Source organism: Stenotrophomonas sp. 10N36, assembly GCF_056395005.1.
Genome location: NZ_JBFTIS010000006.1, coordinates 182,582 through 195,859, shown reverse-complemented (window position 1 = coordinate 195,859; position 13,278 = coordinate 182,582). Strand labels below are relative to the sequence as shown.

12 protein-coding genes are annotated in these 13,278 nt (G+C 68.5%); 2 read left to right on the top strand and 10 right to left on the bottom strand.

The window, feature by feature from the left end:
- Window positions 1-329 precede the first annotated feature (329 nt).
- From dcp to arfB, 3 genes are all read right to left on the bottom strand, one after another.
- A complete protein-coding gene (dcp, locus tag AC1DCJ_RS08710) occupies window positions 330-2,486 on the bottom strand; it encodes a peptidyl-dipeptidase Dcp (RefSeq protein WP_313246881.1) in 2,157 nt (718 codons plus the stop codon).
- Between the two features lie 143 nt (window positions 2,487-2,629).
- Entirely contained in the window at window positions 2,630-3,232 is a 603-nt protein-coding gene (locus tag AC1DCJ_RS08705; protein ID WP_137191328.1) for a lysophospholipid acyltransferase family protein, read from the bottom strand.
- 4 nt (window positions 3,233-3,236) lie between these two features.
- On the bottom strand, window positions 3,237-3,668 hold the full coding sequence (arfB, locus tag AC1DCJ_RS08700) for an alternative ribosome rescue aminoacyl-tRNA hydrolase ArfB (RefSeq protein WP_038691194.1): 432 nt from the start codon (window positions 3,666-3,668) through the stop codon (window positions 3,237-3,239).
- 139 nt (window positions 3,669-3,807) lie between these two features.
- Here arfB and AC1DCJ_RS08695 point away from each other — a divergent pair, with 139 nt between their 5' ends.
- Window positions 3,808-4,371: a DUF2059 domain-containing protein gene (locus AC1DCJ_RS08695; RefSeq protein ID WP_137191329.1), complete on the top strand. Its 564-nt coding sequence runs from the start codon at window positions 3,808-3,810 to the stop codon at window positions 4,369-4,371.
- Window positions 4,372-5,315: 944 nt separating this feature from the next.
- Here the strand turns inward: AC1DCJ_RS08695 and AC1DCJ_RS08690 are convergent.
- The 4 genes from AC1DCJ_RS08690 to AC1DCJ_RS08675 are packed head-to-tail and all read right to left on the bottom strand — an operon-like array spanning window position 5,316 to window position 8,985.
- Complete coding sequence (locus AC1DCJ_RS08690; RefSeq protein ID WP_478070707.1) at window positions 5,316-6,047, bottom strand: pseudouridine synthase; 732 nt, start codon at window positions 6,045-6,047, stop codon at window positions 5,316-5,318.
- A 55-nt stretch (window positions 6,048-6,102) separates the two neighbouring features.
- Complete coding sequence (locus AC1DCJ_RS08685) at window positions 6,103-6,687, bottom strand: O-methyltransferase (RefSeq protein WP_137191330.1); 585 nt, start codon at window positions 6,685-6,687, stop codon at window positions 6,103-6,105.
- A 1-nt stretch (window position 6,688) separates the two neighbouring features.
- Window positions 6,689-8,347, bottom strand: a complete 1,659-nt coding sequence (gene ubiB / locus AC1DCJ_RS08680; RefSeq protein ID WP_038691196.1) for a ubiquinone biosynthesis regulatory protein kinase UbiB — start codon at window positions 8,345-8,347, stop codon at window positions 6,689-6,691.
- On the bottom strand, window positions 8,344-8,985 hold the full coding sequence (locus AC1DCJ_RS08675) for a ubiquinone biosynthesis accessory factor UbiJ (protein ID WP_478070703.1): 642 nt from the start codon (window positions 8,983-8,985) through the stop codon (window positions 8,344-8,346). The genes ubiB and AC1DCJ_RS08675 overlap by 4 nt, the downstream gene beginning before the upstream one ends.
- Window positions 8,986-9,128: 143 nt before the next feature.
- On the opposite strand from AC1DCJ_RS08675, the gene ddlA reads away from it, so the two are divergent.
- Window positions 9,129-10,235, top strand: a complete 1,107-nt coding sequence (gene ddlA, locus AC1DCJ_RS08670) for a D-alanine--D-alanine ligase (protein ID WP_478070702.1) — start codon at window positions 9,129-9,131, stop codon at window positions 10,233-10,235.
- An 81-nt stretch (window positions 10,236-10,316) separates the two neighbouring features.
- Here ddlA and AC1DCJ_RS08665 read toward each other — a convergent pair whose 3' ends face one another.
- The 3 genes from AC1DCJ_RS08665 to oleC all read right to left on the bottom strand — a co-directional run bounded on the left by AC1DCJ_RS08665 (window position 10,317) and on the right by oleC (window position 13,196).
- A complete protein-coding gene (locus tag AC1DCJ_RS08665) occupies window positions 10,317-10,472 on the bottom strand; it encodes a DUF1328 domain-containing protein (RefSeq protein WP_038691201.1) in 156 nt (51 codons plus the stop codon).
- Window positions 10,473-10,533: 61 nt separating this feature from the next.
- Window positions 10,534-11,544 carry a 2-alkyl-3-oxoalkanoate reductase gene (oleD, locus tag AC1DCJ_RS08660; RefSeq protein WP_137191334.1) on the bottom strand — a complete coding sequence of 337 codons (1,011 nt, stop codon included), beginning with the start codon at window positions 11,542-11,544 and terminating at the stop codon, window positions 10,534-10,536.
- Window positions 11,541-13,196: an olefin beta-lactone synthetase gene (oleC, locus tag AC1DCJ_RS08655; RefSeq protein WP_478070701.1), complete on the bottom strand. Its 1,656-nt coding sequence runs from the start codon at window positions 13,194-13,196 to the stop codon at window positions 11,541-11,543. The genes oleD and oleC overlap by 4 nt, the downstream gene beginning before the upstream one ends.
- Window positions 13,197-13,278: the final 82 nt, after the last annotated feature.

The window sequence follows — 13,278 nt, the reverse complement described above, 5'->3', positions numbered from 1 at the left end:
GCGCTGGGCCCCCATGCCCTTTCCGGCGAATGTCCTCCGGCGTCGGCCTGCGGCCGCCCCCTCCCCCTTTATTTCGCCTCCAAGGGCATCGGGGCCCAGCGCCCGACCCACCGACCAACGCCAAAAAGGCCTGACTTCTACCTGCTTACCGAAAGCCGAGCCCCGTAGCGGCCGGTAGTCGCTTGGGCAAAATAAAGGAGGAGGCCGCAACGCGGCCGGGGGACATTTGCGCCAGGGGCCTACCGGTCGCTACGGGGCCCTCACGCGCGCGGCAAGCAAAAAAAAAACGGCAGGGTTTCCCCTGCCGTTGTTGTTGTACCGGGCCGCGGTTACTTCAGGCCGCGGTTGACCAGCAGCGGTTCCACCGACGGGTCCTTGCCGCGGAAATCGCGGTACAGGTCCGACAGCTCCACGCTGTTGCCGCGCGAGAGGATCTTGTCGCGGAACACCTGGCCGTTCTGCGCGGTCAGGCCGCCGTTTTCCTTGAACCACTCGAAGGCGTCATGGTCGAGCACTTCGGCCCAGAAGTAGGCGTAGTACCCGGCCGAATAGCCACCGCCCCAGATGTGGTCGAAGTAGGTGGTGCGGTAACGCGGCGGCACCTGCGGCAGGTCGACCTTGAACTTCTTCAGCGCGCCCGCTTCGAAGCTGGCCACGTCCTGCAGCGGCGCGTCGGCCGGCTGGGTGTGCCAGGCCAGGTCAAGCAGCGCGGCCGACAGGTACTCGGTGGTCGCATAGCCCTGGTTGAAGGTGCGCGCCTTGAGGATCTTGTCGACCAGTGCCTGCGGCATCGGCTCGCCGGTCTTGTAGTTCTTGGCGTAGTTGGCGAACACCTTCGGGTCCAGCGCCCAGTGTTCGTTGAACTGCGAGGGGAACTCGACGAAATCGCGCGAGGTGCTGGTGCCGGCGATGGACGGGTACTTCACCTTCGAGAACATGCCATGCAGGGCGTGGCCGAACTCATGGAACATCGTGGTCACATCATCGAAGCTCAGCAGCGCGGGCTGGCCGGCGGCGGGCTTGGTGAAGTTGCACACGTTGTAGACCACCGGCTTGGCACCGGTCAGGCCGTCCTGTTCGACGAACACGTCCATCCAGGCGCCACCGGACTTGCTGTCACGCTTGAAGTAGTCGGTGTAGAACAGGGCCAGCGAGGTGCCGTCCTTGTCGAACACTTCGTAGACCTTCATGTCCGCGTGGTAGGTCGGGATGTCGGTGCGCGGCTTGAAGGTGATGCCGTACAGCTGGGTGGCGGCGTAGAAGACGCCGTTCTGCAGCACGTTGTCCATCTCGAAGTACGGCTTGATCTGCGACTCGTCCAGGTCGTACTGCGCCTTGCGCACCTGTTCGGCGTAGAAGTCCCAGTCGGACGCGGCCAGCTTGAAACCGCCCTTCTGGGCGTCGATCACCTTCTGCATCTCGCCGATCTCGCCGCGCGCCTTGGCGGTGGCCGCCGGCACGGTGTCGGTGAGCAGCTTGAGCGCGGCGGCCGGGGTCTTGGCCATCTGGTCGGCCAGGCTGTAGGCGGCGTAGTTGTCAAAGCCCAGCAGCTTGGCCTTCTGCGCACGCAGCTGGGCCAGGCGCTGTACGGTCTGGCGGGTGTCGTTGGCATCGCCCTTTTCGGCGCGCGTTTCCGACGCCTTGAGCACGGCGGCGCGCTGTTCGCGGTCGCTCAGCGAACCGAGCACCGGCTGCTGGGTGGTGTTCTGCAGCGGCAGCAGGTACTTGCCGTCCAGCTTGCGGTCCTTGGCGTCGGCCGCGGCGGTGTTGATCGCGTCCTCGTCCAGGCCGGCCAGCTTGGCCTTGTCGTCGACGACCACGGCACCGGCGGCGGTGGCGGCCACCAAGCGGGTGTGGAATTGGGTGGCCAGCGTGGTTTCTTCCACGTTGAGCTTGCGCAGCGAGGCCTTGTCGGCGTCGTTGAGCTGCGCGCCGGCGCGCACGAACTCCTGGTAGTCACGCTCGACCAGGCGCAGCTGCACCGGGTCCAGGCCCAGCGACTGGCGCTGGTCGTAGATGGTCTTGATGCGGGCGAACAGCTTCGGATCGAGGTTGATCTCGTCCTGGTGGTCGGCCAGCTTCGGCGCGACTTCTTCCTGGATCTTCTGGCGCGCGTCGTTGGTATCGGCCTGGACCAGGCCGAAGAAGATGCGCGACACGCGGGTCAGGGTCTCGCCGCTGCGCTCCAGCGCTTCGATGGTGTTGTCGAAGGTCGCCGGCTCGGGGTTGTCGGCGATCTTGCGGACCTCGGCCAGGTGCTGCTTCATGCCTTCATTGAAGGCCGGCAGGTAGTCACTGTCCTTGATCTTGTCGAACGGCGGCGCCTGGAACGGCAGCGTGCTGGCGCTCAACAGGGGATTGGTGGAGGCATCGGCCGGCTGCTGCGCGGCGGGGGTCTGGGTGTCGGACACGGGGGTGGACTCCTTGCCGGAACAGGCCGCCAGCGCCAGGCTGATGGCAGCGGCCAAAACTACGGTACGCGACATGAAACGGGCTCCTTGGAATGGGATGCGACTGCGGAAAAACCGCAGCCGATCACCCTACTCCGATTGCCCGGGACCGGCATGTGCCGGACGTGGCGTATGGCTGTGCAGGCCCCGGCGCCCGTCGCGGCGGGGCCTGGCGGGGCTCAGACGGTGCCGCGGTTCTTGCCCTGCCACGGCTGGTAATAGGCGCGGATGGCGGCCATGTCGGCCGCGTCGTCGCCGCTGGAGTGGAACAGCGGGCCGATTCCGATGACCTTCTCCGGGTAGTGGAAGTACGCCGCCAGCACCGGCACGTCGGCCATCCGCGCGATCTTCAGGAACCCGGCCTTCCAGTGTGTCACCGCCTTGCGGGTGCCTTCGGGGGTGATGGCATACCACATGCGTTCGGACCCGCGGATCAGGCTGACCGCCTGCTCGACGGTGCCCTGCGGCGAGCTGCGGTCCAGCGGGATCACGCCCAGCGCGCGCAGCAGCGGCGACAGCGGCCACCAGAACAGCGAGGCCTTGCCCAGCACCTTCACCTGCATGCCCAGCGCGATCTTGGCCGCCATGCCCCAGAACCCGTCCCAGTTGGACGAGTGCGGGGCAATGATGAAGACCAGCTTGGGCACGTCGGGGAAGGTGCCCACCACTCTCCAACCGCCCAGGCGCAACGTGCAGCGGGCCAGCCAGCGGAGGAAGCGGTTCGGTTTGACCTGCGGCATGTTGGGCGGAACGGCCGGCAACAGCGGACTTCGGTTGTTCAAGCATTCACTCCCAATTGCGTGTGGTGCGTCCGCGCTTGATCTGCGCGCGGCCTTTTTTCTCGTCCAGGCGGCGCAGCTTGGCGCCATACGAGGGTTTGGTGGCCACGCGCGGCTTGGGCACGCTGAGGCTTTCCTGGATGAAGGCGGCCAGCCGCTCGCGGGCATCGTCGCGGTTGCGGTCCTGGGTGCGGAAGCGCTGGGCGTCGATGACCAGCACGCCCTCGCCGGTCATGCGCCGGTCGCGCCGGGCCAGCAGGCGCGAGCGCAGCGGTTCGGGCAGCGACGGCGAGCCGGCCACGTCGAAGCGCAGTTCCACGGCGGTGGAGACCTTGTTGACGTTCTGGCCGCCGGCGCCGCTGGCGCGCACGAACCGCTCGACGAGTTCCGCATCGGGAATCGACAGGTGCGCGCTGATGATGACGGGTGCGGAAGCCATGGGCGGCATTGTAAAGGCAGGACCGGGTCCAGGGGTGGGGCAAACATCCCCGATGACGCCGATAACGTCCGCAAACTACGGCCTGCTGACGCCATCGCAGGTATCCTCGGGGTTCCATGCCACGCAGGATGCCCCGCACATGCTTTTGATCCGCTCCCTGGCCATTGCCACCACTCCCCGCCGTGCGCTGACCCGTGTCGGCCTTGTCCTGGCGCTCGGCCTGGCCGCGATCGCGCCGGCATTGGCCGCGCCGCCGTCCGACGCCGACATCAACCGGCTGCTGGCCGCCTCGCGTGCGCAGACCATGCTGGACAGCATGCTGCCGCAGATCGAGGCGATGCAGCGCCAGCAGTTCCAGCAGGTGGCCCAGCAGCGCCAGCTGGACGCGCAGCAGCAGGAACAGATGAAGCGGATGGAGGCACGCACCACCCAGACCATCCGCCAGGCGCTGTCGTGGCAGCAGCTGCGACCGATGTACGTGGACCTGTACAAGAAGAGCTTCAGCAAGGAAGACGTACTGGCGATGGCCGAGTTCTACGAGAGCTCGGCCGGCCAGAGCCTGCTCGACAAGACCCCGGCGCTGATGCAGAACGTGATGGTGGCCATCCAGGAAAAGATGCAGCCGCTGTTCGTGGACCTGCAGAAGGACCTGGAGGCGATCATGAACGAAGCCCCGGCGCCGGCCACGCCGCCCACCCGGTAACGCACCCCACCCGCGTTGGTCGGCTACCTGCACACACCTCGGCTCTACCGGGTTGGATCACKGGCAGTCGGATACACGCAGGCCACCTCGGGGGTAGAGCCGACCGTTGGTCGGCTGCACGGATAACCCGGGTGCCGCGCGTGGAGCAGCCGACCAACGGTCGGCTCTACCGGGTTGGATCACTGGCAGTCGGATACACGCGGCCACCCCGGGGGGTAGAGCCGACCGTTGGTCGGCTGCACGGATAACCCGGGCGCCGCGCGTAGAGCAGCCGACCAACGGTCGGCTCTACCGGGTTGGATCGCGGGCAGTCGGATACACGCGCAACACCTCGGAGGTAGAGCCGACCGTTGGTCGGCTGCACGGATAACCCGGGCGCCGCGTGTGGAGCAGCCGACCAACGGTCGGCTCTACCCGGTTGGATCACGGGCAGTCGGATACACGCAGGCCACCCCGGGGGTAGAGCCGACCGTTGGTCGGCTGCACGGATAACCCGGGTGCCGCGTGTGGAGCAGCCGACCAACGGTCGGCTCTACCGGGTTGGATCACGGGCAGTCGGATACACGCAGGCCACCCCGGGGTAGAGCCGACCGTTGGTCGGCTGCACGGATAACCCAGGCGCCGCGCGTAGAGCAGCCGACCAACGGTCGGCTCTACCCGGTTGGATCACGGGCAGTTGGATACACGCGGCCACCCCAGGGGGTAGAGCCGACCGTTGGTCGGCTGCACGGATAACCCGGGCGCCGCGCGTGGAGCAGCCGACCAACGGTCGGCTCTACCCGGGTTGGATCGCGGGCAGTTGGATACACGCGGCCACCCCAGGGGGTAGAGCCGACCGTTGGTCGGCTGCACGGATAATCCAGGTGCCGCGCGTAGAGCAGCCGACCAACGGTCGGCTCTACCCGGTTGGATTCCGGGCACATTTCAGCCCGACCAGACCCCGCTCAAACCGCACCCCACCCCAACAGATCCATCGCCTTGCGGAACTCCCCTTCCGCCGGCGCGCTGACGTCCATCGCGGTGCCATCGGGGTGCGGGAAGCGCAGGCGTTCGGCGTGCAGCAGCATGCGGTGGATGCCCTGCATGCGGAAGCTGCGGTTGTGCCGTCCATCACCATGGCTGGTGTCGCCGATCAGGTGATGCGACAGGTGCTTGAGGTGGCGGCGGATCTGACGGAAGCGGCCGGTCTGCGGCTGGCAGCGCAGCAGCGCATAGCGCGAGGTGTCGAACTCGCCGACGGGCACGGCGATCTCGCCCACGGCCACGCGCTGGAAATGGGTGATGGCCTGTTTCTTGACCGGCTTGCCGGGACCACCGTCGAGGTCATGGTCGACGGTGAACGCCTCCTCGGCCGGCCAACCGCGGCAGATGGCCAGATAGTCCTTGGTGACGTCGCCGCCCATCAGCGCCTTGCCCAGCACGCTGGCGCTTTCGCGGTCGAAGGCCAGCAGCAGGCAGCCACTGGTGGCACGGTCCAGGCGATGCACGAGGAAGATCGGCTTGCCGAGTTGCTCGCGCAGGCGGTCGGCAAGGAAGTCGTCTTCGCCACGGGCCAGCTTGCTGTCATGGACCATCAGCCCGGCGGGCTTGTTGACCACGGCCAGGCGGTCGTCCAGGTGCAGCAACTGCAGGGGCGCCACTGCGGGCGCGAGGTCGGTTGCGGTGTCGGTATCGATGTCGTTCACCGACCGATTATCCCCGCCCACTGCAGGCAGCGCCAACAAAGGCGATTCAGGCGACGTCACGCACCGCGATCAGTTCGCCGTTGCCGATCGGCACCCGCACGCAATGGAACTGCGGATCGCGGCGTACCTGCGCCTCGAAGGCCGCCATCTGTTCGGCATGCGAGACGGCGTTGTCGACCACCAGCAAGCCACCGGGGCGCAGCACGCGACGCAGGTCCGGCCACCAGCCCAGGTACTGGCTGCGTTCGGAATCCAGGAACAGCAGGTCGATGCTGGCCTCGGCCGCGGCACCCAGCCACACACCCGCATCGATGTGGATAAGGTCGATCTGCGCGGCCAGGCCGCTGCGCGCGAAGGTGGCCGTCGCCAGGGCGATCTTGTCGGCGGCGTACTCCAGCGTGGTGACCTGCCCGCCGACAGCCGCAGCGGCCTCGGCCAGCCACAGCGTGGAATAGCCGTTGGAGGTGCCGATCTCCAGCACCCGCCGCGCGCCGGTGGCACGCACCAGCACACCCAGCAGCTCGCCGGTGTCCGGGGTGATGTTGAGCATGCGCTGGGCACGCTCGCTATGGCTGGCATCGTGGTCGGCGCCGAACCGGGCCAGTTCGTCCTTCAGTGCCTGCAGCGTCATCTCAGCGGCGCCACCACGCGCTGGCCAACGAGAACAGACCGGCCGCGCCACTCACCCAGCTCCACACCGGTGCATCACCGAAGTACCAGCCGCCCGGCTGCATGCCGTACAGCACCGCCGCCACGATCAACAGGCCGACACCGGCGATCGCCGCCACCGCGCGCTTCTGCAGCTTCTGCAGGTTGGTGTTGAGCGCCACCAGGTCCTGCGAGCGCATCGACAGCTCGTGCCCGCCTTCCACCTGCTGCTTCAACCAGGCGTGCACCAGCCGCGGCATGTCCGGGGTGTGGGTCATGATTTCCGGCAGCCGCTTGCGCAGCTCCTTCAGCACCCGGCGCGGGCTGTAGCGTTCGCGCAGAATGCGTTCCAGCACCGGTCGCGCCACCGCCCAGATGTCCAGCTCCGGGTCGAGCTGGCGGCCCACGCCTTCGATGTTGAGCAGGGTCTTCTGCAGCAGGATCAACTGCGGCTGCAGGGTCAGCTCGTAGCGCTGCGCAACGCGGAACAGCTTGATCAGCACTTCGGCCAGCGAGATCTGCGACAGCGGGCGGGTGAAATACGGTTCGCAGACCGAACGCGCCGCCGCTTCCAGCTCGTCGATGCGCACGTTGTTGGGCATCCACCCGGCCTCAACGTGGAGCTCGGCCATGCGCCGGTAGTCCTTGTTGAAGATGGCCATGAAGTTTTCGGCGAGGTAGTACTGATCCTGCTCGGACAGCTGGCCCATGATGCCGAAGTCCAGCGCGATGAAGCGCGGGTTGTCACGCCGGGCCGGATCGATGTCGACCCAGATGTTGCCGGCGTGCGCATCGGCATGGAAGAAGTTGTCGCGGAACACCTGGGTGTAGAACACGCGCACGCCCTTGGCGGCCAGTGCCTTGCGGTCGATGCCGGCCTTGTCCAGCGCGGCGATGTCGTCCGACGGAATGCCCCACACCCGTTCCAGGGTGAGCGCGCGCTCGGCGGTGTGGCTCCAGATCACTTCCGGTACGTACAGGTCGTCCGAGTCGACCCAGTTGCGGCGCAGCACGCTGGCGTTGGCGCCTTCGCGCTGCAGGTCCAGTTCGGCGGCCAGGGTGTTCTCCACTTCGGCCACCACTTCGCGCGGGCGGATCTTGTCGGCGCGCGGGTGGGTGCGCTCGACCAGCGCGGCAGCGGAGTTGAGCAGCGCGATGTCGGCGCCGATCTGCTTTTCAATATCCGGGCGCAGCACCTTGACCACCACCTGGCGGCCATCGGCGAGGGTGGCCGCATGCACCTGCGCGATCGAGGCCGAGGCCAGCGGCTGCAGGTCGAAGCTGGCGAACGCTTCACTGACCGGGCGGCCCAGCGCCTGCTCGACGATGCGCTGCGCGGTGGCACCGTCAAACGGCTTCACCCGGTCCTGCAGCAGGGTGAGTTCGTTGGCGATGTCGGCCGGGATCAGGTCGCGGCGGGTGGACAGGATCTGCCCGAACTTGACGAAGATCGGGCCGAGGTCCTGCAGCGCCAGGCGCAGGCGCGCGCCGCGCGACTGGGCGGCGATGTCGGCCGAGGCACGCGGCACGAACGGCTTGGCCACGCGCAGCCAGCGCTCGGCCACGGTGCCTTCCAGCAGGTCGTCCAGGCGGTAACGCAGGATCACGCGGCCAATGCGGGTGGCGCGGAACATCGCCTTCATGCGCGCACCTGGCGCAGGCGCTGCACGCGCACGGCAATGCGTTCCACATCGTCGCGCATCACATCCACGTCGTCGTGGAAGGCTTCCAGTTCTGCTCGCGGTACCACGTCGCGGGACTCCTCGGTGACAAATTCAGCGGCGCTGTGCGCCAGGTCGGACGCGCCGCGGCGCGCGTGCTGCAGGGCCGAACGCAGGCTGTTGGCCACCTGCACCCCCAGCACCTCGCCGAACACACGCACGAACGGCTGCTGCCAGTCCGGATCGAAACGGCTCGCCAGCTGCTGCAGGCGACGCGCCAGCTCGGCATCGCCGGAAACCTTGACCCGCCCGGCCGGGGCGGTGCCGCCACGGCGTGCGTTGGCCAGGAACGGCAGTTGCGCCAGCACCCCACCCAGCGTGCTGCGCACCGCCAGGTCCGGTTCCTGCTGCGGATCCACCGGGCCCACCGTCAGCCGCCCCCCGTCCACCCCGATCCGCATCGCCAGCGCGGGCGATTCCAGGGTGAGCGCGATGTGGCGGCCATCCAGCGCGGCCAGTGCGCCCCGGGTGTCCGGGTCCAGCGCCAGCGCGCGGTTGAGCGCCAGCTGCAGCGCATTGCCGGCCAGCGGCTTGAGGGAACTGAGGAGGGAACGGGCCATCGGTGCATTCTAACCGCCCCATGGCAGGCGGAGACCGTCGCTGCGCTGCCCAGCCTGACGCGTGGATGAAGGCCGGGTGCGCCACGGCCGGCGGACCGGTTCATGCTAGGGGTCCACATACACACGCAGGAGCAGCAGCAGGCATGGGCAAGACGCGGGTAGGCATCATTTTCGGTGGCCGTTCGGCCGAGCATGAAGTGTCGTTGCAGTCGGCGAAGAACATCGTCGATGCGCTGGACAAGGAGCGGTTCGACGTCACCCTGATCGGCATCGACAAGCAGGGCCAGTGGCATGTGAGCGACCCGCAGGCCTTCCTGCTGCACGCCGAGGACCCGGCGCGGATCGCGCTGAACCCGTCGGGCAATGCGGTGGCCGTGCATCCGGGCGTGGCGCGCCAGCAGCTGGTGCCCACCGACCCGGCCACCGCGCTGGAACAGATCGACGTGGTGTTCCCCATCGTGCACGGCACGCTGGGCGAGGACGGTTCGCTGCAGGGCCTGCTGCGCATGGCCAACCTGCCGTTCGTGGGCGCCGGCGTGCTGGGGTCGGCGGTGGCGATGGACAAGGACGTGGCCAAGCGCCTGCTGCGCGATGCCGGCCTGGCCGTGGCCCCGTTCGTCTGCTTCAACCGCGCCAGCGCGGCCAACGCCGACTACGCGGCCCTGGTGGCGCAGCTGGGCGCGCCACTGTTCGTCAAACCGGCCAACCAGGGCTCGTCGGTGGGCGTGAGCAAGGTGCACACCGCGCAGCAGTTCCATGAGGCCCTGGCGCTGGCGCTGTCCTACGACCACAAGGCGCTGGTGGAAACGGCCATCGACGGCCGCGAGATCGAGTGCGCGGTGCTGGGCAATGAAACGCCGGAGGCCAGCGTCTGCGGCGAGGTGGTGGTGCACGACGAATTCTATTCGTACGACACCAAGTACATCCGCGAGCACGGCGCCGACGTGGTGGTGCCGGCGGCGATCAGCGACGCCGACCAGCAGCGCATCCGCGACATTGCCGTGCGTGCCTACCAGGCCCTGGACTGCGCCGGGCTGGCGCGGGTGGATGTGTTCCTCGGCCGCGATGGCGAGGTGGTCATCAACGAGATCAACACCCTGCCCGGCTTCACCCGGATCAGCATGTATCCCAAGCTGTGGGCGGCCAGCGGGCTGGGCTACACCGCCTTGATCACCCGCCTGCTGGAACTGGCGCTGGAGCGGCATGCGCGCGAACGTGCGCTGCAGAGCTCCATCACGACGACGGCCTGACCCCCTTTCGAGGATCAGGCCGTCGTCAGGCGCCGCTGGGCACCCCGCGCTGGAGAGAGGTAGCGCGGGCTGCCCGGCGAACTACCCTCGCTTGCGGAACATCGACACCACCGCCAGGATCAGGAACACGACGAACAGGATCCAGGCGATGTTACTGGCAGCGCCGGCGATGCCGGAGAAGCCGAGCACCGCCGCGATGATGGCGATGACGAAAAAGATTACGGCGTAATGCAGCATGTCGATCCTCGCGTAATGCGTGCCGGATTGGCGTGCTGCAATCTTCACCAAACCGCGGTGTTCAGGAAGTGATGGCGCCCTCTGCGCGCGATGAAGACTTCAGCCTCGTGAGGCCTTCGTCAATGCTCACCTGCGGCACGTAGCCGAAGTCGCGGCGCGCCGGTTCCATGCTGTACCAGTGCGGCGTGCACAGCTGCTCGGCCAGGAAGCGGGTCATCGGCGGTTCGCCGCGCAGGCGCAGCAGCGGCCACAGGCGTTCGGCCACCGCGCCGATGCGGTAGGCGGTCTTGAAGCTGATCGACTTCTCCACCGCCGGGGCGCCCACGGCGGCCATCAGCTTGTTGAGCAGCTCGCGCATCGGCAACGGTTCGCCGTTGGAGATGAAGTACGCCTTGCCCGCGCACGCCGCGCCCGGAGCGAGGTGTTCGAAGGCCAGGAAGTGGGCCAGCGCGGCATTGTCGATGTAGGTCGTGTCGACCAGGTTGGTGCCGTCGCCGACGAAGCGCAGCCGGCCCGCGCGCGCGCGTTCGGCAAGGCGCGGCACCAGTTGCTGGTCGCCCGGGCCCCAGATCAGCCGCGGGCGCAGTGCCACGGTGGCCAGGGTGGCGTCGTTGGCGGCCAGCACACGCTGTTCGGCAATGGTCTTGGTGGCCGCGTAGGGCGCCTGGAAGTCCTCGCCGTAGGGCACCTCGTCGGCCCCCAGCCCTTCCACCGGGTGGGTGGCGCGGTGGGTCACGCTCGGCGTGGAGGTGTAGATCAGCTTGCCCACGCCATGCGCGCGGCAGGCGGCAATCACGTTGTCGGTGCCCACCACGTTGGCCTGGTGGTAGCTGTCGTAGCTGCCCCACGCACCGGCCTTGGCACCGTTGTGGAAGACCGCATCGACGCCGGCCACCGCGTGCCGCACAGCATCGGCATCGGCCAGGTCGCCCCGGATCTGGCCCACGCCCAACGCGGCCAGCGGCGGGTAATCGCCCCGGTTGAAGCTGAGCACCTGGTGGCCACGCTGCACCAGCCCGCGGCACAGCGCCTGCCCGAGGAAGCCACCACCACCGGTCACCAGGATCTTCATGCGTGCGTTTCCACTTGGGTTGCGGCCCAGATGGCCAGCTTCTCGCGGCCGATCTTGGCGTTGTGGCGGATATCCACCGGGAAGCCCGGGTGCATCAGGAACTGTTCGATGCGGGTGGTGTGCGGGTGCGCGTCGGCCTCGTGGCGCAGGCGCTCGCGCAGCGCCGGCGTGTCGGCCGCGCCGGGCTGCAGCTCCACGCACAGCACCGGCCGCTGCCGGCCGGCCGGCCCCACGCCGACCAGCGCGGTGCGGGCGATGCCGTCCAGCGCATTGAACACCGGCTCCACCTGTTCGGTGTACAGCGGGCCGTGCGCGGTTTCCAGCCGCTGGGTCTTGCGCCCGCAGAACCACAACCGGCCCTGCGTGTCGAAGTAGCCCACATCGCCCATGCGGTGCACCACCTGGATGCGGCCATCGGCCAGCGCTTCGCTGATCTTGGCCGCGGCCGTGGCCTGCGGGCGGTTGAAGTAGCTGTCGGTGGCGGTCGGGCCGGCCACGGTGATCTCGCCCACCTCGCCCACCGCCAGTTCGCGCACCTGCGACCACTGCGGCAGCGGCGCGTCGTCGATGGCGATGATGCGCACCTGGTTGGGCGCCACCACGCGGCCTACGCAGGTGCCGGCGCCGGCCTCGGTGGCCTGGCGCGTGCTGTCCAGCTCGCGCCCTTCGATGACCGCCACCGGCAGGCACTCGGTGGCGCCGTACGGGGTCCAGAACTGCGCGTCATCGGGCAGCAGCCGGCGGATCCGTGCCACCACGTCCGGCGGCACCGGCGCACCGGCCGAGGTGACCCGGCGCACACCCTGCAGCGGCTGGCCATGGTCGGCCAGCACGCGCATCAGCGCCGGCGAGCCGAACAGCTGGGTGATGCCGAAGCGGGCGATGGCGTCGTGCAGCTTGCGCGGGTCGGCCTTGGCCGGGCGCGTGGGGTCCATGTCCGGGATCACCGAGGTCAGGCCCAGCGCCGGGTCGAACAGGGCAAACGGCGGGAAGGTCGGCAGATCGACGCCGCCGGCCTCCATGCCGAAGGCGGCACGCAGCAGGTCGACCTGGCCCACGAAGTGGCGGTGGCGGTAGACCACGCCCTTGGGCACCCCGGTGGAGCCGCTGGTGAACAGGATCGCGGCGACATCCTCGCCGTCGGTGGCGGCCATCGGCTGCGGTGCACGCGCGCCATCGGCCTCGATGCGGGCCAGCGTGGTGCCGCCCCAGCCCCAGCGCCGGCCCACGGTCACCAGCGTCTTCACCCCCGGGCACCAGCGCAGCACCAGCCGCGCCACGTGGGCCAGGCCGATGCCGATGAACGCCTGCGGCTGGGCCTCTTCCAGGCACTGCTTGAGCGCGCGCTTGTCGATGCCGGGGTCGACCAGCACCGGCACCGCGCCGTTCTTGAACAGCGCGAACATCAGCAGGAAGAATTCCGGGGACGGTCGCACCATCACCACCGCGCGCACGCCACGGCCGATGCCATGCGCGGCCAGGCCGGCGGCCAGGGCGTCGCTGCGCGCGTTGAGGGTGCGGTAGTCCAGGGTGACGTCATAGGCCGCCATGCCGCCGGGGCCGGGCTTTCCCGGGCAGCGGATGGCAATCTGGTCGGGGCGCTCACGGGCCAGCTCGGGCAGGCGGGCGGCGATGTTGACGGGGCTGTTCATCCGTTCATTGTCGCCGCTGCAGAAAAATCTTGCGCGACGGCCAACGGCGTGGAAAATTCGCGCCCTTCCCTCCTGCTCGATT